The sequence below is a fragment of the Polynucleobacter sp. AP-Latsch-80-C2 genome, from assembly GCF_018882185.1.
In the GTDB taxonomy this organism is placed as follows: domain Bacteria; phylum Pseudomonadota; class Gammaproteobacteria; order Burkholderiales; family Burkholderiaceae; genus Polynucleobacter.
In genome coordinates this window covers 292,470-313,622 of the sequence record NZ_JACVOY010000001.1, presented here as the reverse complement: position 1 = coordinate 313,622, position 21,153 = coordinate 292,470, and the positions used below count along the sequence as shown (strand labels likewise).

Below are 21,153 nucleotides of genomic sequence, written 5' to 3'. Positions count from 1 at the left end.
ATTCTGAATTGCTTAGCCTTCAGATCCCGTTGCCTGCGCAACGGTATGCATATCCTTATCGCCACGACCGGAGAGATTGACCAAAATAGTTTGATCTTTAGGCAAGGTCTTAGCCAACTTGCAGGCATAGGCAATCGCATGTGAGGACTCGAGAGCAGGAATAATGCCTTCGATCTGGCAACAATCATGAAATGCTTTAAGCGCCTCTTCGTCAGTGATGGCAACGTAGTCAGCACGTCCAGAATCTTTCAGCCATGCATGTTCAGGACCAACGCCTGGATAGTCCATACCAGCCGAAACGGAATGCGTCTCAGAAATTTGACCATTCTCATCTTGTAGCAAATAAGTGCGATTCCCATGCAATACGCCAGGCTTACCGACACACAATGCCGCTGAGTGTAAACCGCTACCTAAGCCATGGCCTGCAGCTTCAACACCAACCAACTTCACTTCAGGAAAATCAATATAGGGATAAAAAATACCCATGGCATTGGATCCACCACCAACACACGCCAAGACATAGTCTGGTTGACGGCCGGTCATCTCGGGCATTTGCACTTTGCACTCCTCACCAATGACGCTTTGGAAGTCGCGCACCATCATTGGGTATGGATGTGGGCCTGCTACGGTACCAATGATGTAGAAAGTATTGTCGACATTGGTAACCCAATCTCGCATCGCCTCATTGAGCGCATCTTTCAAAGTCTTAGTACCAGATTCCACTGGAACCACTTTAGCGCCGAGTAACTTCATGCGGAATACGTTTTGTGCTTGACGTGCAACGTCAACAGAACCTTGATATACGGTGCAATCCAAACCGAAACGCGCGCAGATGGTTGCCGTTGCAACACCATGCTGCCCTGCACCTGTCTCAGCAATGATGCGAGGCTTACCCATACGCTTAGCAAGCATTGCCTGACCAATCACGTTATTGATCTTGTGTGCGCCAGTGTGATTTAAGTCTTCGCGCTTTAAATAAATTTGCGCGCCACCAAGCATTTCGCTCCAACGCTTAGCGTGATAAACGGGGGATGGTCTACCCACAAAATGCTTGAGTTCGTAATGAAACTCTTCAATAAATTCTGGGTCGTGTTGATATTTTGCATAGGCTTCTTTGAGTTCATCTAATGCATACATCAACGTCTCGGATACAAACACACCACCGTAAGGACCGAAGTGTCCTCGTGCATCTGGCTTGTCGTACATAGCTACCTCTTTTGAATTATTTACAGCAAATTATTGGGATGATGTTTTAGCATCTGCTGCACGCACCGCTTTTACAAAGTCAGCCATGAGTACAGGATCCTTAACACCCCTGCTGCTTTCTACGCCACTAGAGACGTCAACCGCACAAGGATGCAGGCGTACAATTGCCTCGCCCACGTTGTGCGTGTTCAATCCACCACTCAAAACGACCCGAGGCGCGTTTTCGCTTACCCATGTCTGCGGAATTCCTTGCCAATCAAAAGGGACGCCTCCCCCACCATAGCCCTCAACGAGAGCATCCAGCAGAAAAGCGTTTGCATGCCCATATTGTAGGGAAAAATCATTGAAGGCGAAGGCTTGCCCCACCCTAGCGGCTTTCATCCAAGGCTCCCCATTGGCCAAGGCGGCACAGTGCTCTGGGGACTCATCCCCATGAAACTGCCATAAGGTGATGGGTGCAATGGCTTTAATCGCAGCAAAATCAGCATCTGTTGCGTTTACAAGTAGGCCAACCGCATCTACCCCTGCTGGAAGCCTAGAAATCAGCTGGGCAGCGATATTAGGACTTACAGCACGTGGGCTGGGCGGATAAAACACAAATCCTACCGCATCCACCCCTGCGGCCACAGCAGCATCAATATCCGCTGGAGTGCGTAATCCGCAGATTTTGACCCGCGTACGGGTCGGAGAATATGTCAGTAAGCCCATATATCAATAATAAGGCCGTCGACCCTTAAGCGCCTGTGAGCTCATTCGGGAGCCAAGAGTTTTCTAACCAAGGCATAGGAATATCAAATTGATCAGGATAGGCAATTTTGGCCAAATACAGACCGTCTGCCATAAAGGTTGGGGCTGCCAAACGACGGTCTTTAGCCAGTAGCAATTGCGCCATCCATTCAGGATCTTGTCTGCCCGTACCAATTTGCAAAAAAGAACCGACTATATTGCGTACCATGTGGTGCAAAAACGCATTACCTCTGATCCGGAAATACAGCCAAGGCTCTTGCGAAAGGATGTCTATTGAGTAAATCGTTTTTACTGGCGTTTTACTTTGGCACTCTGAAGATCTAAACGCAGAAAAATCATGCTCACCAATTAAACACTGAGCAGATTTTTTCATGGCATCAATATCAAACCATTTTTGAGGAGGCAGTAGTAGATATCCAGCGCGAGAATTAACGAGCGGCGCACGACATGGTCCAGCATGCAGAGCATAAATATAAGTACGCTCAAATGCAGAGAATCGTGCACTAAATTCATCTGACACTTCTTTAGCCCAGTTCACAACAATAGACTTGGGTAAAAAAGAATTGATCCCCCTCACCCATGAGAAAGGATCGCGCTCTACATTGCTATCAAAGTGCACCACTTGCCCCAATGCATGAACCCCTGCATCCGTTCTACCAGCAGTAATCGTACTCACCGGATGGGCTTTACTTGCCTGATCTCCAATAAAGGCAGAGATCGCCTTTTCTAATTCATCTTGAACTGTGTTGCCATTGGATTGCGTTTGCCAACCCGAGTAAGAGCTACCGTCGTACTGGAGACCAAGCGCTATTCGCATTTGAAGTCTTAGGCCTTGCGATGATTCAGCTCAGATAACAGCCCTTGAGCCTCAATCGTCAACGCTGGATCCACGGAGTTGCTGACGCGCAAAATTTCATCAAGTGACTTTTTGGCTGCCGCATAATCCTCAATAGTGATGTAGGCACGAGCAAGATTGAGCTTCACTCGCAATGCATCTAACAGCGGATTTGACTTGGGCAGCACAGGCGCAGGATTTGAAGATGGTTTAGATAAATCGAGGTCAATTCCAGCAAACAATGCTTTGGCACGCTCTGGCATTACCCTTGGCAATTGAGGCTCATGCTTTGCATCACCATGGCCTGTCGGCACCTTCAATACAGTGAGCTCTGAGCGACGTGCATTGCGAGCCAAAGCCCACAGTAATATCCCCGTCAGCAAGATTAAGCCAACCCCTAAGATAGCTGGACCAAAACCCCCTAGCCCAAAATTATTTTCAACCGCTTTCTTCTCTTTGGATTTATCCAACAAGCGCTGCAAGTCTGCAATATTTTTCTCAAGCTCAGAAACACGAGCCTTAGCTTGCTCTAGAGCTTTCTCTTGGGCAACCAGCTCTTCAGTAAAGCGCTTTTCATCATTGCCGCTATCTGCGCTTGATCCAATCTTGAGACGGTCTTTTTGTCCTGACTCTGCTGATTGACTTGATCCAGTCTTGGAAGATACATCAGAAGATTTGGTTGCGCCCTTACCTTCACGCCATTGCTCATTGGCATCCGCAACAAATTGATTGGCTTCGGCAGGACTAATCGATCTCAAGAGTGCTTGACTAGGTTTGTTGAGTTCAGCACCAGCAGCTAAGCGATTAATGCTACCGCTAGCAAATGCATCTGGGTTCGCTTTAAATAAAGCCAACATGGCTTGATCCAATGTCGCGCCATCTAACTGAGGCAGCATCAAGGCAGCGATTTCCGATAATGTTTGGCCTGGTTTTATCACTACCTTTTGCACGTCACCCAATAGCAAGGTATAGGTTTTCGTGAGACTACCGCTAGCCCAATTGATATTAATGAGCGCATCAATAAATGGATCATCTGTTAATGGAACTGGATTCACAGTCTCCAGCAAGACCATCAATTGCTCCTGACGGTTGCGATACACCATTACCTGCGGGTTGAGCTCTAAGATTTTTGGAGAAATGCCAAGACGCTCAAATGCCGCCTTGTTTGGTAGAACAGCTTTAAGAGTAGACAGCGCTTCTTCTTCGCTAGAGCCGATGCGAATCGGGATTTCAACGCGGAGTGGTTCTCCTGGGCGAGAAAGCAATTGAGGCGAGCCCAATGAGACTGCCCAGGCAGAGCAAGACCAACTCAGCCAAACAATGCAAAGTGCTTTAAAGCAGCTTAGTTGGCTTGATCGCGACATTAATGTTCAAGCAGAATGCGGAGCATGCGACGCAATGGTTCTGCAGCACCCCACAATAATTGATCACCAACAGTAAATGCGCCTAAGTACTCAGGTCCCATGGCCATTTTGTGCAAACGCCCAATAGGCACTGTCAAGGTACCGCTAACTGCAGCAGGAGATAAATCACGCTCAGTTGTTTCACGATCATTCGGAACCACTTTGACCCATTGATTGTCATTGGCCAAAATGGCTTCGATTTCCTTGAGTGGAATATCTTTCTTGAGTTTGACCGTCAAGCCTTGTGAGTGGCAACGCATTGCGCCCACGCGGACACATAAACCATCAATTGGAATACTGCCAGGAGTACGGAATGCTGGACGACCTAAGATCTTATTGAACTCAGCGCCACCCTTCCACTCTTCTTTAGTTTGACCATTCTCTACTGGAACATCAATCCACGGAATCAAGCTTCCAGCCAGAGCGGTATTACGGAAATTTTTCTTTGGAAAATCTGTAGAGCGTAAAGTTTCAGTGACTTTGCGATCGATATCCAAGATCCATGAAGAAGGATCCGCCAACTCGGTAGCAACGCTGTCGCGCAAAGCGCCCATTTGCAAGAGGAGTTCGCGCATATTTTGAGCGCCTGCACCAGAAGCAGCCTGATAGGTCATAGCACTGATCCACTCAACCATGTCTGCTTTTACCAAGCCACCCATAGCCATCATCATTAAACTGACGGTGCAGTTACTACCAATCCAATTTTTGCCACCAGCAGCTAATGCCTTATCAATCACAGAGCGATTTACTGGATCCAAGACCAATACCGCATCATCTTTCATGCGCAAGGCACTAGCAGCATCAATCCAATGACCATTCCAGCCAGCAGCACGCAGCTTAGGGAAAATCTCATTGGTGTAATCGCCGCCCTGGCAAGTCAAAATAATGTCGCAACGAGACAAGGCCTTAATGTCATTGGCATCTTGCAAAGTGCTTTCGCTCTTGGTGACCTTTTGACCATTGAGCAATGGCACTTCACCACCAGCTTGGCTAGTACTAAAAAATACTGGCTCAATAAAATCAAAATCTTTTTCAGCGAGCATTCTTTCCATGAGCACACTGCCCACCATGCCGCGCCAGCCGACTAGACCTACTAAAGGAGTTTTTGTATTTGCCATGATGAACTATCGAATAAATAAGATGAATGATTTTCTTGCAATGTGTTTCTAATATTTAGGCGAGGGCTGCTACAACCGCATCACCCATCTCAATGGTAGAAACCTTTTTTGTACCTTCGGTATAGATATCAGCTGTACGTAAACCTTGCGCCAATACCTTTTGTACAGCCTTCTCAATTCGATCGGCTTCAGCCGGCATTCCCAAGGAGTAACGCAACATCATGGCGGCCGATAGAATCGTAGCCAATGGGTTGGCTATACCTTTACCAGCGATATCAGGAGCTGAACCATGACTTGGCTCATACAAGCCCTTGTTATTTTTATCTAATGAGGCCGATGGCAGCATTCCAATGGAGCCAGTCAACATAGCCGCTTCATCCGACAGAATATCGCCAAACAAATTGCCAGTGACAACGACGTCAAATGCTTTTGGCGCTTTGACCAATTGCATCGCCGCGTTATCCACATACATATGGGATAACTCAACATCCGGATACTCTTTTGAAACCCGAATCATGACTTCACGCCATAACTGAGAAGTTTCCAATACGTTTGCTTTATCAACACTGCAGACTTTTTTGCCGCGCTTACGTGCAGCCTCAAAGGCAACTCGACCAATGCGCTCTACTTCTGGCTCACTGTAGTGCATTGTGTCAAAGCCTTCGCGGGCACCTTTAAATAAAGGCAGCTCAGAAGTGCGAATGCCACGAGGCTGGCCAAAATAAATATCACCATTCAGTTCGCGCACAATCAAAATATCTAGCCCGCCAATGATTTCTGGCTTCAAGCTAGAAGCGGCGGTTAATTCTGGATAACAAATAGCGGGTCTGAAATTTGCAAACAATTCTAAGTGTTTACGCAAACCGAGAATAGCCTGCTCAGGACGTAGTTCGCGAGCCAAGGTATCGTATTTCCAATCCCCTACTGCACCAAACAAAATAGCATCTGCTTTTTTCGCCAGCTCTAAAGTAGCCGGCGGCAAAGGATGACCCGAAATGTCATAAGCAGCTCCCCCAACAGGAGCCTCCTCTAAATCAAATTGAGGTCCAAGTGCTTTGAGAACACGAACGGCTTGAGCGACGATTTCCGGGCCAATACCATCGCCCGGGAGAACTGCAATTTTCATGAAAGACCCTTAACTCTACAAAATTACGGCAATTGTGTCGTAAGCCAAGGCATCTTGAGAATGCGCTCGGCTTCATAAGCCTTGATTTTATCTGCATGGCGCAGGGTTAAGCCAATATCGTCCAAGCCATTGAGTAGGCAGAACTTTCTAAAAGGGGCTACATCAAAGCTGTAAGCGGTGCCATCAGGAGCGATAACTTGCTGGGCTTCAAGGTCAATAGTGAGCTGATAGCCATTAAATGCCATCGTTTCATTAAAAAGATGATCAACCTGCTGCTCAGTCAAAACGATCGGTAAAAGACCGTTTTTAAAGCAGTTATTGAAAAAGATATCCGCAAAGCTCGGAGCAATCACCGCTCTAAAACCATACTGATCTAATGCCCAAGGCGCATGCTCTCTTGAGCTACCGCAGCCAAAGTTTTTACGTGCCAATAAGATTCCAGCATCTTTGTAACGTGCTTGATTCAATACAAAGTCAGGATTCATTGGTCGATTACTGCAATCTTGTCCTGGTTCGCCATGGTCTAAGTAACGCCACTCATCAAATAAGTTTTGACCAAAGCCCGTTTTTTTAATCGACTTGAGAAACTGCTTCGGAATAATCGCGTCGGTATCCACGTTCTCGCGATTAAGCGGAGCAACTAAACCTTTGTATACCGTAAATTTTTCCATGATTCTGACTTTGCTTCTGAGTAAATGCGTAACTTATTTAATTGGAGTAACTACAACATCCTTGCCCTTGGTCTGGGATGGATTATTGCTTTGTGAGCCACCCATGGCATTACCCATGGTTTGCAAATCCTTACCCATACCTTCCATGGTGCTACTACAAGCAGATATCAACAAGCCTGCTAGGCCAATCAAGGCAAGACGAGCAATTAAGGATAAAGAAAGAAATTTGCGCACTGTAATACCCCTATGAAATTTTTCGAACGTCAACAAAATGGCCTTCGATGGCAGCGGCGGCAGCCATTGCAGGACTGACTAAATGGGTTCTACCACCGTTACCCTGACGCCCCTCGAAATTACGGTTTGAAGTAGAAGCGCAACGCTCGCCTGGCTCTAAGCGATCAGCATTCATCGCCAAACACATAGAGCAACCTGGCTCACGCCATTCAAAGCCAGCAGCTTTAAAAATACGGTCTAAGCCTTCACGTTCAGCCTGGGCTTTAACCAAACCAGAACCCGGAACCACTAACGCCAACTTCACATTTGGTGACACTTTTTTACCGAGGCGGTCAACGACTTTAGCAGCAGCCCGAATATCTTCGATGCGGCTATTAGTGCATGAGCCAATAAATACTTTATCGATCGTAATATTGCTGAGCGGCGTATTCGGAATCAGATTCATGTATTCCAATGCGCGCTCCATCGCAGAGCGCTTATTAGGGTCCCGCTCTTTTTCTGGATCAGGTACTCGTTCGCTAATTGCCAAAACCATTTCTGGTGATGTACCCCAGGTTACTTGAGGTGCAATCTCTTCGGCACGCAATTCAACTACTGCGTCAAATTTGGCATCAGGATCAGAATGCAAGGTTCTCCAATACTGCAAGGCCTGAAGCAATGCTGGGCCTTTAGGAGCGTAAGGACGACCTTGAATATATTCGATAGTGGTTTCATCGACAGCAACCAAACCAGCGCGGGCACCAGCTTCAATCGCCATATTGCAAAGGGTCATACGACCCTCCATTGATAAATTGCGAATCGCTTCGCCAGCAAATTCGATGGTGTAACCAGTGCCACCCGCTGTACCGATCTTGCCAATCACTGCCAAGACAATATCTTTCGCGGTTGAACCTGGTTGCAAACGACCATCCACGCGCACCAACATATTCTTGCTCTTTTTCATCAGCAAAGTTTGAGTGGCAAGGACGTGCTCTACCTCAGAAGTGCCGATACCGAAAGCCAGGGCACCGAATGCGCCGTGTGTACTAGTATGAGAATCGCCACAAACTACTGTCATGCCAGGCAAAGTTGCACCCTGCTCTGGCCCAATGACATGAACAATTCCTTGGCGGGCATCATTCATCTTGTATTGCGTAATACCAAAGGCATCGCAGTTCTGATCCAAGGTATCCACTTGTAACTTAGAAATAGGATCAGCAATACCTTCTGAGCGATCTGTCGTTGGCACATTGTGATCGGATACAGCAAGGTTGGCAGAAATGCGCCAAACCGGACGGCCAGCTAAATTCAAACCTTCAAATGCCTGAGGACTGGTTACCTCATGCAATAACTGACGGTCAATATAGATTGTGGCTGTGCCATCCTCTTCAGAGTAAACAACGTGGTCATCCCACAATTTGTCATAAAGCGTACGAGACATGAGGGACCTTAAGACCTTTATTTACGAACAGAAATGTTTGGAACCTTGCGGGCAGTTTCACCAACGTACAGCTGGCGTGGACGACCAATCTTGTACTCAGGATCAGTAATCATTTCTTCCCACTGAGCAATCCAACCCACTGTTCTTGCCAGCGCAAAGATACAAGTGAACATTTCTGTTGGAATGCCAAGTGCGCGCTGAACAATACCTGAGTAGAAGTCTACGTTTGGATAAAGCTTACGGCTAACAAAATAGTCGTCTTCCAAAGCAATCTTCTCGAGTGTCATTGCCAACTTGAACAATGGATCATCCTGGAGACCCAACTCATTCAATACTTCATAGCAAGTTTCACGCATCAATTTTGCACGTGGGTCAAAGTTTTTATAAACACGGTGACCAAAGCCCATCAAACGAACGCTAGAGTTTTTATCTTTAACTTGTGCAATGAATTCATGAATCTTTTCAACGCCACCATTGGCTTGAATTTCATTGAGCATCTGCAAGCAAGCTTCATTAGCACCGCCATGCGCTGGACCCCAGAGACAAGCAATACCAGCAGAAATCGCTGCAAACGGATTGGTACCTGAAGATCCGCACAAACGCACAGTAGAAGTAGATGCATTTTGCTCATGGTCTGCATGCAATGTGAAGATGCGATCCAAAGCACGTACCAATACTGGATTTACTTTGTACTCTTCACATGGTGTTGCAAACATCATGCGCATAAAGTTAGCGGTATAAGACAAAGAGTTATCTGGATAGATAAATGGCTGCCCAACGGAATACTTATAGGCCATCGCAACCAAAGTTGGCATCTTTGCGATCAAACGAATTTGTGCTACTTCACGGGCATATTCATCACTGTAATCAATTTCATCATGGTAGAAAGCAGCCATTGCACCAACCAAGCCTGTCAATACAGACATTGGATGTGCATCACGACGGAAGCCGCGCAAGAAGAATTGCATTTGCTCATGAACCATGGTGTGGTGCATGACCATTTCTTCAAAGCCTTTTTTCTCAGTTGCGTTTGGCAACTCGCCATTGAGCAAGAGGTAGCAAACTTCTAAGAAGTCGCAATTTCCTGCCAAATCTTCAATCGGATAACCGCGATACAGAAGCTCGCCTTTGTCGCCATCAATATAGGTAATTTTGCTATTACAAGCAGCAGTAGAAAGAAAGCCTGAGTCGTATGTAAATTTACCAGTCTGGCCGTAGAGCTTGCGAATATCAATTACGTCAGGACCCACAGTCCCTTTGTAAATTGGCAGATCAATATCTGGGGTGCCATCTGAAAACGAGAGTTTTGCCTTGATGTCCGATTCAATCATTTCTAATCCTTAGTCATTCAAAATTATGATTAATACACTATTCGATCACACGCTTCCGCTACCACTGCACCAAAAGACTGAATTACTTCTCTCTCAGCTTTTGTAAAACTGTTTTAAAGGATCCTGACTCCATCTCCTTCTCCAGTGTTGCAACAGAATCTTTACGTCCAATCAATAAATCCATTAGATCGTTGTCATCTAAAGCTAACAGCTGAGTTAACACTTTTCCATCCTCTTCGTTTAGCTGAGCACCATGGCGCTCAAAGAAACGTTGCAGAATTAAATCGTTCTCAAGCAAACCCCTACGGGCATCGCTCTTTAAACGATATAACTCTGCATTTCCTAGGGTCATACCGCCCTACGGACCATCAACTCCTTGATCTTGCCAATCGCCTTCGTTGGATTCAAGTGCTTAGGACATACATCCACGCAGTTCATAATGGTATGGCAACGGAATAAACGGTACGGATCTTCTAAGTTATCAAGACGCTGTGCGGTTTCTTCGTCACGGCTATCGGCGATGAAGCGATAGGCTTGCAGCAAGCCAGCTGGTCCAACAAACTTATCCGGATTCCACCAGAATGATGGGCATGAAGTTGAGCAAGACGCACACAAGATGCACTCATACAAACCATTCAACTCTTCACGCTCTTCAGGACTCTGGAGACGCTCTTTTTCTGGAGGTGGATTATCATTTACCAAGTAAGGCTTAATCGACAAGTATTGTTTGAAGAACAATGTCATGTCGACGATCAAATCGCGCACTACTGGCAAGCCAGGCAATGGGCGCAATGTGATGACCTTAGGCAAAGTCAACATATTGGTCAAGCAAGCCAAGCCATTTTTACCGTTGATGTTCATCGCATCAGAACCGCACACACCTTCACGGCATGAGCGACGGTACGAAATGGTTTCATCTTGCTTTTTCAAGGAAATCAAAGCATCCAACAACATCCGCTCACCAGTAAGTTCTAACTCATAACGCTCCATACGTGGAGCTGCATCAACATCTGGATCGTAGCGGTAAATTTCAAATATACGGATATCACTCATCTTCTATCTCTTTTACTTAGAAAGTACGTTCTTTAGGTGGGAAGGACTCAACAGTCAATGGCTGCAATACAACTGGCTTATAGGTCAGCTTATTACCTTCGCTGTACCAAAGCGTATGCTTCATCCAGTTTTCATCATCACGTTCTTGATGATCATCGTGCGAGTGAGCGCCACGACTTTCCTTACGTGCTGCTGCAGAAATCATGGTTGCGTTTGCAGTCTCAACCAAGTTAGCCACTTCCAAAGCTTCAATACGGGCAGTATTGAAAATCTCGGACTTATCTTTGAGCCATAAGTGCTTTGCGCGCTCGGTCAACTTAGCCATTTGACGAACACCTTCATCCATCAATTCTTGATTACGGAATACGCCTGCATACTTTTGCATGCACTTACGAATGTCATTTGCTACATCTTGAGCATACTCACCAGAGGTAGAGTTATCGAGAGCAGCAATACGCTCCAAAGTCTGCTCACCAGCATTTGCAGGCAATGGCTTGAACTCACGATTCTTGAGATCCAAGTTAACGATGTGGTTACCTGCTGCACGACCAAACACTAAGAGGTCAAGCAAGGAGTTAGTACCCAAGCGATTTGCACCGTGTACAGAAACGCATGAGCACTCACCAATGGCATAGAGACCGTTCACGATTTCATTGTGCTTGCCGTTACCTGGCACAACAACTTGACCATTGATGTTGGTTGGAATACCGCCCATCTGATAGTGAATGGTTGGCACAACTGGAATTGGCTCTTTTGTAACGTCAACGTTAGCAAAGTTAATACCGATTTCATATACAGAAGGCAAACGCTTCATGATGGTTTCAGCGCCAATGTGGGTCAAGTCAAGAACCACATAGTCGCCATTCGGTCCACAACCACGACCTTCTTTAATTTCTTGGTCCATACAGCGTGATACGAAATCACGTGGCGCCAAATCTTTATAAGTTGGTGCATAGCGCTCCATAAAACGCTCGCCATCTTTATTACGCAAGATACCGCCTTCACCGCGGCAACCTTCTGTCAACAGCACGCCCGCACCAGCTACGCCGGTTGGGTGGAATTGCCAGAACTCCATATCTTCCAATGGAATGCCTGAACGAGCAGCAAGACCCATGCCATCGCCAGTATTAATAAATGCGTTGGTAGATGCATCCCAAATGCGGCCAGCACCACCGGTTGCCAACATCACTATCTTGGCTTCGAGGATATATACCTGACCCGTTTCCATTTCGAGTGCAGTAACACCAACAACGTCACCGGCATCATCACGAATCAAATCAAGCGCCAACCACTCTACAAAGAAATTGGTTTTGGCGCGTACGTTACGTTGATACAAAGTGTGCAACATGGCATGGCCAGTTCGGTCAGCAGCAGCACAAGCGCGCTGAACTGCTTTCTCGCCATAGTTTGCAGTGTGACCACCGAATGGACGCTGATAAATAGTGCCGTCAGGGTTACGGTCAAAGGGCATACCAAAATGCTCTAACTCATAAACCACTTTTGGAGCTTCGCGACACATAAACTCGATAACGTCTTGGTCACCTAACCAGTCAGAACCTTTGATGGTGTCATAAAAGTGATAGTGCCAATTGTCTTCGCTCATATTACCCAATGAAGCACCGATACCACCCTGTGCTGCAACAGTATGTGAACGCGTTGGAAATACTTTAGTTAATACGGCAACATTCAAGCCGGCTTCTGCTAACTGCAATGAAGCACGCATACCTGAACCGCCTGCACCCACAATAACCGCATCAAAACGGCGACGTGGCAATGATTTTTTAATTGCAGTCATCGAATTACACTTTCCACAAAATTTGAACGGCATAGGCCGCACACGCTACGAGATACAAAACGGTTAACACTTGCAGTGTTAAACGAATGCTGACTGGCTTGATGTAGTCCATCCAGATATCACGCACACCAATCCAGGCGTGGTAGAACAAGCTGATAAAAGCCAAAAGCGTTAGAAGCTTCATGAACTGATTACTAAACAAACCAGCCCAACCTTCGTATGTCGCGCTACCAGTGATGCAATAGTCAACTAATAGAACAACCGTAAACACCACCATCACAATGGCAGTAACGCGCTGAATAATCCACTCTTTGAGACCGTAATGAGCACCTACTACTAAGCGCTTTGGTCCAATCTGATAAATAGGCATGAAATTTCCTTAAATGATGTGCGCTTAATACAAGCCGAATAATTTGAGGCCAACAACTGCAGTCAAAGCCAAACCAAGAAACAGCACAAAAATTGCTGAACGATTGGCTTCTGACTTCTCAACGCCGATTTCTAAATCGAGCAAGAGATAGCGAATACCAGCACAGAAGTGGTGCAAGAAACACCAAATCAAACCGAGGCAAATAATTTTTACCAAGATGTTGCTAGTAAAAGCCTGGAACTTTTGGTAACTCATCTCAGATGCGAGACTCTGATCAAAGAGATACAAAATAAATGGCAACAAGAGGAACAATGCTGCTCCGCTAATGCGATGAAGAATGGAAACTTTACCTGCCCAAGGAAGGCGGTATTTAATCAATTGGGCTAGACCGATGTTTCGGTATACAGGTCTGTCTTTTTTTACTTCTTGCTGTGCATCAACCATGGGCAATCTCAATCTTTAGGTGGAGGTTCAGTGTGATTTTGTTGTAACGCAACATATTCTATTGGAAACCTTGAACGTGGTGTGGATTTTATAGGGTTTTTAGGGTCTAAATACTGGTTTTTACAGATAAGGAAGCTTCAATGTATGCGGATAAGCTTAGTTCAATTTGTTCTCGTAATGCTGTTCAGCAGTATCGTACCGAGCATGACGAATTTCTACTGGTTTATTCCCGTAGGTAAATGCCACCCTCTCTACAGAAAGCAAAGGAGAGCCCACGGGCAAGTGCAGATGGGAGGCTAATTTTTCGTCCGCTGCTACGGCCTTAATCTTCTCTTCAGCTCGAACCATATGGGTGGCATATTGACTCTCATAAAAGGCATACATCGGACCATGCCATTCATTAATGACTTCAAGGCTGAGGCCCTTGAAACGATTGCCAGGTAGCCAGATTTCCTCAAAAACAATGGGCTTCCCAGCAAAACTCTGGATTCGATCGATATGAATGACAGGGTCCCCTGCCTTTAATTTAAGCAAATGGGCAATATACGGAACTGCAGAGACCTTTTCACAGGCCAAAAACTGGTTGGTATGGTGAAATTTCTCACCAGAATCCGGAGCCAGGCGCAAAAAACGGAACTGCCAATCGTCTTCCTGATGGGTAGCAACAAAAGTGCCCTTACCCTGGCGTCTCACGAGCAGATTCTCAGCGGCTAACTCATCAATTGCCTTGCGGACGGTACCCTGGCTGACGGCATAACGGGCTGCGAGCTCCATTTCGCTTGGAATAGCAGCCCCAGGCAGCCATTCTGAGGCTTGCAGACTGGCCAAGATCATGGCCTTAATCTGCTGGTACAGAGGGCTAAATGAAGGGGTGGGCAGGATTATTTCTGACAAATTAACTCCATGACAAGCATCCATTGGATAAAATTCAGCTAATTCTAAGTCTTATATAAGACATCATTGACAGTGTAAATGGAAAGTCCATACACTTGAATGGATAATAGAAAAGTTTTCATTAATTAACCCTCTTAACCATCCTCTGGAGTAATAAGTAATGGCAAAAGCCCCAATGCGTGTCGCTGTAACCGGTGCAGCCGGTCAAATCGGATATTCACTCTTATTCCGTATCGCCAATGGCGACCTTTTGGGCAAAGATCAGCCCGTTATCCTGCAATTACTTGAAATTCCAGACGAAAAAGCACAAAAAGCATTAGGCGGCGTCATGATGGAGCTCGAAGACTGCGCATTCCCGCTTTTAGCAGGCATGAGCGCTCATTCAGATCCAATGACTGCATTTAAAGACATTGATGTTGCCCTCTTGGTAGGTGCACGTCCACGCGGCCCCGGCATGGAGCGCAAAGATTTGCTCTCCGCTAACGCGCAAATTTTCACAGCGCAAGGTAAAGCATTGAATGCCGTTGCCAAGAAAACTGTCAAGGTATTGGTAGTTGGTAATCCAGCTAATACCAATGCTTACATCGCCATGAAGTCTGCTCCAGATATTCCTGCGAAGAACTTCACAGCGATGTTACGCCTTGATCACAACCGCGCACTCTCACAATTGGCTAACAAATTGAATAAGCCTGTTGCTGATATCGAGAAGTTGGTTGTTTGGGGTAACCACAGCCCAACAATGTATCCAGACTATCGCTTCGCATCGATTGATGGCAAGTCTGTAAAAGATTCCATCAACGATGCAGCATGGAATAAAGATGTTTTCATTCCAACTGTTGGCAAGCGTGGTGCAGCCATTATTGATGCTCGCGGCCTTTCATCTGCAGCTTCTGCGGCGAATGCCGCAATTGATCACATCCATGATTGGGTACTGGGTACAAATGGCAAATGGGTCACTATGGGCATTCCGTCAAAAGGTGAATACGGCATTCCAGCCGAAGTCATTTATGGCTTCCCAGTAGTTTGCGAAAATGGTGAATATAAAATGATCGAAGGTTTAGAGATCGATGAGTTCTCTCGCGAGCGCATGAATCACACCCTCAATGAATTACTCGAAGAGCAAGCTGGCGTTAAGCATTTGCTCTCTTAAGGAAAATACCCAATGAAAAAAACTCTTCTTGCTGTAAGCGTTGCGATTGCAGGCTTAGGCTTTACTGCCAACGCGATTGCAAATGAAGAAGTGGTTTGGACGTGTAGCGAAAATAAACAGTTCAAAACCGCAGGTACAACTGAGAAAATTCGTATTATTTGGGAAGCCAAATCTTATGACTTAGATCGTCAAACTTCCTTACCTGGTAGCTTGCGTTACAAGAACACAACCTCTGGTCATGATCTTGTAGTGCTTGGCAACAAGGCAATGCTCTTTAACATTAAGGCAGGCGTTCGTCTGGCTGATTTCTGCCAAACAGCAGAAATGAAATCAGGCAAATTACCTTACTTGTTTGCAGGTGCAGAACCTTTTGTACCAAACTAAATAATTAGCACTCAATAAAAAAGCCGAGCGATCCTCGGCTTTTTTATTGTCCTATTTTAAAAGAATTGCTTAGAGATTTGCTTTAATGAAATAAGGGTTGTTGCGTGGGTGCATCATCAGGCATCTCCGCATGCACTGCCTCTCCAGAGCGATCTGGAAACAAAGGCGCACCACAGTCATCACATAATTCTGGATCAAATAGCATGGCATGACGGAATACATCCTCCACACCAGCATCATGCAATGCATCGCATATTTTCTTGATAGGACTCTCGTCATCTGACAAATCATTCAAGGCATCGTTACTGACGCTTTCACGATCATATAAAGGCCAGATTACGCCATAGATGATTTCTGAGGAGCCTTTTGCGCTAAATGAAATACGATATTCATCGGCCTGCTCTTCACCAAAAGCACCAACAACACATGACAGTCCTGCCGGCAAAATACCCAAACTACTCTCTAAGAAGTTGACTGCGGCACGAATGCTTAAGGGTCGAACATGCTTGTCTGCTAGGCGACAGTTGGTGAAGTAGGCCTCAGGTAGCAATAGTTCGAATTCACAACCCGGGAGTAATGAGGCAATCGGATCATGCATGGCATTTTGCCAACCGATCAAACTAACGCCACGCTCTTGGCGTGTTGGTGGTTCTGCCTGCCAACGAAATATCGGTGAGCCGGTAGGCGCACATAATGCAGTGATGATAAAGCGAGGATCCGCAAGCACTGCGATTGTTTCAGTCATGTCTCGCAACTCTAACTTCACCTCATTTGAGGAGATCGCAGCATTAGCTAAGGCCTCAGTTAATACTCGAGTTTGACAATGCGAATGGGGCATCTGATCAATACTGTAGAGCCAGGGAACGATTGCTAAGCGGGTATCACTAGCAGCAATCGCAGCATGCAAGGCTTGTGCGGTGGACTCAATGATATTGACTGGTAATGGCCCCGAAGGAATTTGATAACGCGTATGGGCCACAATCGGTAAAGCCAATAAAAGAACATCCCACTCTTGACCCTGATGCTCAATACGCAAGGATTCCGCTAAAGTTTCAGCACAATCTGCCAAGACTTCAAAGGCTACGGTATTGATACGGAAGGTTTGATCTAATGCTGCATCAATCACATTCTGATTCTGGCTTTTAAGTAAGCGCATCAGACGAACATTGAGACGCTCTTCCCAAAATCGATCCTCTACCTGACTGCCAGAAGCAGCTAGAGAAATAGCATCAGCAACCAAGCGCTCCACATCGGGAGAGCTTCGCTGCGAGGACTTAGTGCGATGTACAGCCATTATTTTCTTTCTGCACGTCTAAAGACTGGCTTCATGGCTGTTGATTCAGCAGCACAATATTGATAACCATCTAAATTAAACCCCTTTAAATCAGCGGGGTCACTAATGCGGTTTTCGACAACATAGCGAGCCATTAAGCCACGAGCCCGCTTGGCATAGAAGGAAATAATCTTGTACTTGCCGTCTTTGGCATCCTGAAACACTGGAGCAATCACAGGACAGTCCAGATCTTTGGCTTGCAACACCTTAAAGTATTCCTCCGAAGCCAAGTTCAGCAATACCGGCTTCTTCTCTTTCGCTAGAATCTTCTTCAGAGAATCTGTCACCCTACTGCCCCAAAATGCATACAAATCCTTACCGCGCGCATTCTTAAAAGCAGTACCCATCTCCAGGCGATAGGCTTGCATGAGATCCAAAGGTCTTAGTGCACCATATAAGCCTGAAAGGATGCGAATATGGGCTTGAGCAAATTCCACAGCTTTGGCATTCAGGGTTTTGACATCAAAGCCATCGTAAACATCGCCATCAAAAGCATAGATTGCTGGCTTACTGTTACTCTCGGTAAATTTTTTAGACCAATCACGATAACGACCCACGTTAAGCACTGCCAATTGGTCGGATAAACCCATTAATTTAGCCACATCTTGGGGCGCTAGTTTCTTGAGGTCAGCAATTAACTTAGCCGATTCTGAGACAAACTCAGGCAAAGTAGGTTCTTTGACCTTGGCAGGCGTTTTATAGTCTAAGGATTTAGCAGGGGAAAGTACGATCAGCATGGCACAATTTGTCTATGTATTACTTCCATTCTAGCGACTACAAGATTACTCTGCCTTAAATCCCTACGCACCCTTTCCATGAGCCAAATTCAGGACCCCACCCCTCTATTTCCAAGTCGCCTACCTAAAGTTGGGACTACGGTATTTACAGTGATGTCTGCACTCGCTGCGAACCATCAAGCCATTAATTTAGGACAAGGATTTCCAGACTTTCCATGCGACCCTCAGTTAATTACTGGGGTAAACCAAGCCATGATTGCCAATCACAATCAATATCCGCCCATGATTGGCATTTCTGAGTTACGCGATGGGATCGCTAACAAGATCGCCAATTTATATGGCCACCAATATGATCCAGAATCTGAGATTACGATTACCGCAGGTGGTACCCAAGGAATTTTGACCGCAATCTTATGTTGTGTCAGCCCCGGCGATGAAGTCGTCCTCATTGAACCAGCATACGATAGCTATAGACCTTCAATTGAATTGGCTGGTGGAAAAGTCAGGGCAGTTTCTTTGCAAGCAACGCGCGATGAAAATGGTCAAGTCAGTGCATATGAAATTCCTTGGCAAGCATTAACTGCTGCGATTAATTCAAAAACGCGGCTCATCATTATTAATACGCCACACAATCCAACAGGAATGGTCTGGGAAAGAGCCGATCTTGAACGTCTTGCTCTATTGGTCAAAGATACTTCTGCACTCATTTTGAGTGATGAGGTGTATGAACACATGGTCTATGATGGCGCGCAACACCACAGCGTAGCCTCTCACCCAGAACTGGCAGCCAGAAGCTTTCTCATCTCTAGCTTTGGCAAGACTTATCACGTGACTGGCTGGAAAGTAGGCTATGTTGCCGCCCCAGCCGCCATGACAGCAGAGTTTCGAAAGGTCCATCAATTCAACGTGTTCACCGTGAATACGCCTATGCAATATGGACTTTCTTCTTATTTAGCCGATGCAAGTCATTATTTAAATCTGCCGCAGTTTTATCAAGCCAAGCGTGATTTTTTTAGATCTGGTTTGACATCTACAAAACTGAAATTACTTCCTACCCCAGGAACGTACTTTCAATGCGTCGATTATTCCAAGCTCAATATTCCGCAAGCAAAACTCAATGAGTCAGACTTTTGTCAATGGTTGACAAAAGAAATTGGAGTGGCTGCAATTCCAGTCTCTGCTTTTTATGAAGAGCCTACAGAGTCCGGCGTGATTCGTTTTTGCTTTGCTAAAAAAGAGCAAACCCTGTCGAATGCATTAGAGCGTTTACAAAAACTTTAGATAAATCAACTAAAAAATCTCGGAGACCCCATGAGCAAATCCAAACAAGATGTGATTGATGTATACAGCTGGCCCACACCCAATGGTCATAAAGTGCACATCATGCTTGAAGAGTGTGGTTACAAGCTCGGTCGCGATTGGATTGCCCATCCGATTGATATTGGCGCGGGTGATCAGTTTGCTGACAAGTTTCTGAAAATTAGTCCAAACAATAAGATCCCTGCTTTAGTCGATCCAAATGGGCCAGATGGAAAGCCTATAAGCATTTTTGAGTCTGGCGCAATCTTGCTCTACCTCGCAGGCAAAACGGGTAAGTTTTTACCCTCGTCTACTCGCGGCAAATACGAAGTTCTCCAATGGCTAATGTTCCAAATGGGCGGATTAGGCCCCATGCTTGGGCAAAACCACCACTTCAGAATCTATGCTCCTGAGAAAATCGACTATGCAGTCAATCGCTATACCAATGAGGCAAAGCGTCTATATGGCGTATTGGATCGTCAACTGAAAGATAATCCCTATATTGCTGGTAAAACCTATTCAATAGCCGATATGGCAATTTATCCCTGGACGCGCAATTGGAAAAATCAGGGAATGGATTTGAATGATTACCCGTATTTTAAAAAGTGGTTTGAAAAAATGAGTGAGCGTCCAGAAGTAAAGCGAGGATGTGAAGTATTAACAGCATTACGTAAACCCTTGCACGACGCTAAAGCAAGAGAGCAATTGTTTGGTTCAACCCAGTATCAAAAAAGGAAATGAAATGAAGATTCAATCAGTCGGTGTGATCGGTGCGGGCACTATGGGTAATGGCATTGCACAAGTATGTGCGGTTGCCGGTCTTGACGTCGTCATGGTTGATATCAATGAAGCAGCGGTGACTCGCGGCTTAGAGCAAATTAGCAAAAGCTTAGACCGCTTAGTTAAAAAAGAAACTTTAACGCCTGAGGCAAAAGATGCAGCCCTGAAGCGCATTAAAGGCAGCACCTCTTATGAAGACTTCAGGGGCCTTGGTTTGGTGATTGAGGCGGCTACTGAAAATCAAGCCATCAAAGAAAAGATCTTGCATCAGGTCGATGAGATTGTGAGCAAGGATACCCTCATTGCTACCAACACTTCATCCCTGTCTATTACTAAGCTCGCTGCACTGGACTCAAATCCTGCGCGCTTTATTGGCATGCACTTCTTTAACCCCCCACCCATGATGGCTCTAGTCGAAGTGATACGCGGTCTTCAGACCAGCGATGCCACCCACGCAGCGATTATTGAAATGGCTAAGCGCGTTGGTAAAGAACCCATTACCGTGAAGAACTCCCCCGGCTTTGTTGTGAATCGCATCTTGTTACCGATGATTAATGAAGCCTTCTTTGTTCTTTCTGAAGGACTGGCTAGCCCAGAAGATATTGATGCCGGTATGAAGTTAGGTTGCAATCAGCCCATTGGTCCTCTTGCTCTTGCAGACCTCATTGGGTTAGATACTTGCTTAGCAGTCATGGAAGTCTATTTTGAAAACTTCAGCGACTCCAAATACCGCCCTTGCCCACTCCTGCGTGAAATGGTAGCCGCAGGATATCTTGGTCGTAAAACTGGGCGCGGCGTCTATTCCTACGATAAGTAATTCTTT

The 21,153-nt window shown here is 45.9% G+C and carries 23 protein-coding genes; 5 read left to right on the top strand and 18 right to left on the bottom strand.

Going from position 1 to position 21,153, the window contains the following annotated elements:
• Nucleotides 1-12: 12 nt before the first annotated feature.
• The 16 genes from trpB to ICN47_RS01485 form a co-directional block, all read right to left on the bottom strand.
• Nucleotides 13-1,206 carry a tryptophan synthase subunit beta gene (gene trpB, locus ICN47_RS01560; RefSeq protein ID WP_216218149.1) on the bottom strand — a complete coding sequence of 398 codons (1,194 nt, stop codon included), beginning with the start codon at nt 1,204-1,206 and terminating at the stop codon, nt 13-15.
• Between the two features lie 30 nt (nt 1,207-1,236).
• The gene (locus tag ICN47_RS01555; protein ID WP_216218148.1) at nt 1,237-1,914 is read right to left on the bottom strand and encodes a phosphoribosylanthranilate isomerase; all 678 of its coding nucleotides are present in this window, start codon (nt 1,912-1,914) and stop codon (nt 1,237-1,239) included.
• A 25-nt stretch (nt 1,915-1,939) separates the two neighbouring features.
• Nucleotides 1,940-2,770 (bottom strand): tRNA pseudouridine(38-40) synthase TruA, encoded by an 831-nt coding sequence (gene truA, locus ICN47_RS01550; protein ID WP_216218147.1) that lies wholly within the window; start codon nt 2,768-2,770, stop codon nt 1,940-1,942.
• A gap of 8 nt (nt 2,771-2,778) precedes the next feature.
• Nucleotides 2,779-4,152, bottom strand: a complete 1,374-nt coding sequence (locus ICN47_RS01545; protein WP_216218146.1) for a FimV/HubP family polar landmark protein — start codon at nt 4,150-4,152, stop codon at nt 2,779-2,781.
• Nucleotides 4,152-5,309, bottom strand: a complete 1,158-nt coding sequence (asd, locus tag ICN47_RS01540; RefSeq protein ID WP_216218145.1) for an aspartate-semialdehyde dehydrogenase — start codon at nt 5,307-5,309, stop codon at nt 4,152-4,154. The genes ICN47_RS01545 and asd overlap by 1 nt, the downstream gene beginning before the upstream one ends.
• Before the next feature lie 55 nt (nt 5,310-5,364).
• Entirely contained in the window at nt 5,365-6,435 is a 1,071-nt protein-coding gene (gene leuB, locus ICN47_RS01535) for a 3-isopropylmalate dehydrogenase (RefSeq protein WP_216218144.1), read from the bottom strand.
• Between the two features lie 23 nt (nt 6,436-6,458).
• Nucleotides 6,459-7,106 (bottom strand): 3-isopropylmalate dehydratase small subunit, encoded by a 648-nt coding sequence (leuD, locus tag ICN47_RS01530; protein ID WP_216218143.1) that lies wholly within the window; start codon nt 7,104-7,106, stop codon nt 6,459-6,461.
• A gap of 33 nt (nt 7,107-7,139) precedes the next feature.
• On the bottom strand, nt 7,140-7,340 hold the full coding sequence (locus ICN47_RS01525) for a hypothetical protein (RefSeq protein WP_216218142.1): 201 nt from the start codon (nt 7,338-7,340) through the stop codon (nt 7,140-7,142).
• Between the two features lie 10 nt (nt 7,341-7,350).
• On the bottom strand, nt 7,351-8,760 hold the full coding sequence (gene leuC / locus ICN47_RS01520; protein ID WP_216218141.1) for a 3-isopropylmalate dehydratase large subunit: 1,410 nt from the start codon (nt 8,758-8,760) through the stop codon (nt 7,351-7,353).
• Nucleotides 8,761-8,777: 17 nt separating this feature from the next.
• Entirely contained in the window at nt 8,778-10,091 is a 1,314-nt protein-coding gene (gltA, locus tag ICN47_RS01515; protein WP_216218140.1) for a citrate synthase, read from the bottom strand.
• 82 nt (nt 10,092-10,173) lie between these two features.
• Nucleotides 10,174-10,443 (bottom strand): succinate dehydrogenase assembly factor 2, encoded by a 270-nt coding sequence (locus tag ICN47_RS01510; protein ID WP_216218139.1) that lies wholly within the window; start codon nt 10,441-10,443, stop codon nt 10,174-10,176.
• Nucleotides 10,440-11,144: a succinate dehydrogenase iron-sulfur subunit gene (locus tag ICN47_RS01505; protein ID WP_062308838.1), complete on the bottom strand. Its 705-nt coding sequence runs from the start codon at nt 11,142-11,144 to the stop codon at nt 10,440-10,442. The genes ICN47_RS01510 and ICN47_RS01505 overlap by 4 nt, the downstream gene beginning before the upstream one ends.
• A 16-nt stretch (nt 11,145-11,160) precedes the next feature.
• Complete coding sequence (gene sdhA, locus ICN47_RS01500) at nt 11,161-12,939, bottom strand: succinate dehydrogenase flavoprotein subunit (protein ID WP_216218138.1); 1,779 nt, start codon at nt 12,937-12,939, stop codon at nt 11,161-11,163.
• A gap of 4 nt (nt 12,940-12,943) precedes the next feature.
• Complete coding sequence (gene sdhD / locus ICN47_RS01495) at nt 12,944-13,309, bottom strand: succinate dehydrogenase, hydrophobic membrane anchor protein (protein WP_216218137.1); 366 nt, start codon at nt 13,307-13,309, stop codon at nt 12,944-12,946.
• A 24-nt stretch (nt 13,310-13,333) separates the two neighbouring features.
• Nucleotides 13,334-13,753, bottom strand: coding sequence for a succinate dehydrogenase, cytochrome b556 subunit (sdhC, locus tag ICN47_RS01490; protein WP_216218136.1), 420 nt, complete (start codon nt 13,751-13,753; stop codon nt 13,334-13,336).
• A gap of 156 nt (nt 13,754-13,909) precedes the next feature.
• Nucleotides 13,910-14,671 (bottom strand): GntR family transcriptional regulator, encoded by a 762-nt coding sequence (locus ICN47_RS01485; RefSeq protein WP_216218135.1) that lies wholly within the window; start codon nt 14,669-14,671, stop codon nt 13,910-13,912.
• 136 nt (nt 14,672-14,807) lie between these two features.
• On the opposite strand from ICN47_RS01485, the gene ICN47_RS01480 reads away from it, so the two are divergent.
• Both ICN47_RS01480 and ICN47_RS01475 read left to right on the top strand, forming a co-directional pair.
• Complete coding sequence (locus ICN47_RS01480) at nt 14,808-15,797, top strand: malate dehydrogenase (protein ID WP_216218134.1); 990 nt, start codon at nt 14,808-14,810, stop codon at nt 15,795-15,797.
• Between the two features lie 12 nt (nt 15,798-15,809).
• Nucleotides 15,810-16,181, top strand: coding sequence for a hypothetical protein (locus ICN47_RS01475; RefSeq protein ID WP_216218133.1), 372 nt, complete (start codon nt 15,810-15,812; stop codon nt 16,179-16,181).
• Nucleotides 16,182-16,263: 82 nt separating this feature from the next.
• On the opposite strand, the gene ICN47_RS01470 is transcribed toward ICN47_RS01475, so the two are convergent.
• Complete coding sequence (locus ICN47_RS01470) at nt 16,264-17,475, bottom strand: DUF2863 family protein (RefSeq protein WP_216218132.1); 1,212 nt, start codon at nt 17,473-17,475, stop codon at nt 16,264-16,266.
• Nucleotides 17,475-18,251 (bottom strand): peroxide stress protein YaaA, encoded by a 777-nt coding sequence (gene yaaA, locus ICN47_RS01465; RefSeq protein ID WP_216218131.1) that lies wholly within the window; start codon nt 18,249-18,251, stop codon nt 17,475-17,477. The genes ICN47_RS01470 and yaaA overlap by 1 nt, the downstream gene beginning before the upstream one ends.
• 78 nt (nt 18,252-18,329) lie before the next feature.
• Between yaaA and ICN47_RS01460 the strand changes: the two genes are divergently transcribed.
• The 3 genes from ICN47_RS01460 to ICN47_RS01450 are packed head-to-tail and all read left to right on the top strand — an operon-like array spanning nt 18,330 to nt 21,147.
• Complete coding sequence (locus ICN47_RS01460; RefSeq protein WP_216218130.1) at nt 18,330-19,532, top strand: pyridoxal phosphate-dependent aminotransferase; 1,203 nt, start codon at nt 18,330-18,332, stop codon at nt 19,530-19,532.
• A 51-nt stretch (nt 19,533-19,583) separates the two neighbouring features.
• Nucleotides 19,584-20,291 (top strand): glutathione binding-like protein, encoded by a 708-nt coding sequence (locus ICN47_RS01455; RefSeq protein WP_216218292.1) that lies wholly within the window; start codon nt 19,584-19,586, stop codon nt 20,289-20,291.
• A 1-nt stretch (nt 20,292) separates the two neighbouring features.
• On the top strand, nt 20,293-21,147 hold the full coding sequence (locus ICN47_RS01450; RefSeq protein WP_216218129.1) for a 3-hydroxybutyryl-CoA dehydrogenase: 855 nt from the start codon (nt 20,293-20,295) through the stop codon (nt 21,145-21,147).
• Nucleotides 21,148-21,153: the final 6 nt, after the last annotated feature.

Excerpts from the sequence above, each read along its gene's own strand:
- trpB (WP_216218149.1), bottom strand. The coding sequence starts at position 1,206 with ATGTACGACAAGCCAGATGCACGAGGACACTTCGGTCCTTACGGTGGT.
- ICN47_RS01555 (WP_216218148.1), bottom strand. The coding sequence starts at position 1,914 with ATGGGCTTACTGACATATTCTCCGACCCGTACGCGGGTCAAAATCTGC.
- truA (WP_216218147.1), bottom strand. The coding sequence starts at position 2,770 with ATGCGAATAGCGCTTGGTCTCCAGTACGACGGTAGCTCTTACTCGGGT.
- ICN47_RS01545 (WP_216218146.1), bottom strand. The coding sequence starts at position 4,152 with ATGTCGCGATCAAGCCAACTAAGCTGCTTTAAAGCACTTTGCATTGTT.
- asd (WP_216218145.1), bottom strand. The coding sequence starts at position 5,309 with ATGGCAAATACAAAAACTCCTTTAGTAGGTCTAGTCGGCTGGCGCGGC.
- leuB (WP_216218144.1), bottom strand. The coding sequence starts at position 6,435 with ATGAAAATTGCAGTTCTCCCGGGCGATGGTATTGGCCCGGAAATCGTC.
- leuD (WP_216218143.1), bottom strand. The coding sequence starts at position 7,106 with ATGGAAAAATTTACGGTATACAAAGGTTTAGTTGCTCCGCTTAATCGC.
- leuC (WP_216218141.1), bottom strand. The coding sequence starts at position 8,760 with ATGTCTCGTACGCTTTATGACAAATTGTGGGATGACCACGTTGTTTAC.
- gltA (WP_216218140.1), bottom strand. The coding sequence starts at position 10,091 with ATGATTGAATCGGACATCAAGGCAAAACTCTCGTTTTCAGATGGCACC.
- ICN47_RS01510 (WP_216218139.1), bottom strand. The coding sequence starts at position 10,443 with ATGACCCTAGGAAATGCAGAGTTATATCGTTTAAAGAGCGATGCCCGT.
- ICN47_RS01505 (WP_062308838.1), bottom strand. The coding sequence starts at position 11,144 with ATGAGTGATATCCGTATATTTGAAATTTACCGCTACGATCCAGATGTT.
- sdhA (WP_216218138.1), bottom strand. The coding sequence starts at position 12,939 with ATGACTGCAATTAAAAAATCATTGCCACGTCGCCGTTTTGATGCGGTT.
- sdhD (WP_216218137.1), bottom strand. The coding sequence starts at position 13,309 with ATGCCTATTTATCAGATTGGACCAAAGCGCTTAGTAGTAGGTGCTCAT.
- sdhC (WP_216218136.1), bottom strand. The coding sequence starts at position 13,753 with ATGGTTGATGCACAGCAAGAAGTAAAAAAAGACAGACCTGTATACCGA.
- ICN47_RS01485 (WP_216218135.1), bottom strand. The coding sequence starts at position 14,671 with ATGGATGCTTGTCATGGAGTTAATTTGTCAGAAATAATCCTGCCCACC.
- ICN47_RS01480 (WP_216218134.1), top strand. The coding sequence starts at position 14,808 with ATGGCAAAAGCCCCAATGCGTGTCGCTGTAACCGGTGCAGCCGGTCAA.
- ICN47_RS01475 (WP_216218133.1), top strand. The coding sequence starts at position 15,810 with ATGAAAAAAACTCTTCTTGCTGTAAGCGTTGCGATTGCAGGCTTAGGC.
- ICN47_RS01470 (WP_216218132.1), bottom strand. The coding sequence starts at position 17,475 with ATGGCTGTACATCGCACTAAGTCCTCGCAGCGAAGCTCTCCCGATGTG.
- yaaA (WP_216218131.1), bottom strand. The coding sequence starts at position 18,251 with ATGCTGATCGTACTTTCCCCTGCTAAATCCTTAGACTATAAAACGCCT.
- ICN47_RS01460 (WP_216218130.1), top strand. The coding sequence starts at position 18,330 with ATGAGCCAAATTCAGGACCCCACCCCTCTATTTCCAAGTCGCCTACCT.
- ICN47_RS01450 (WP_216218129.1), top strand. The coding sequence starts at position 20,293 with ATGAAGATTCAATCAGTCGGTGTGATCGGTGCGGGCACTATGGGTAAT.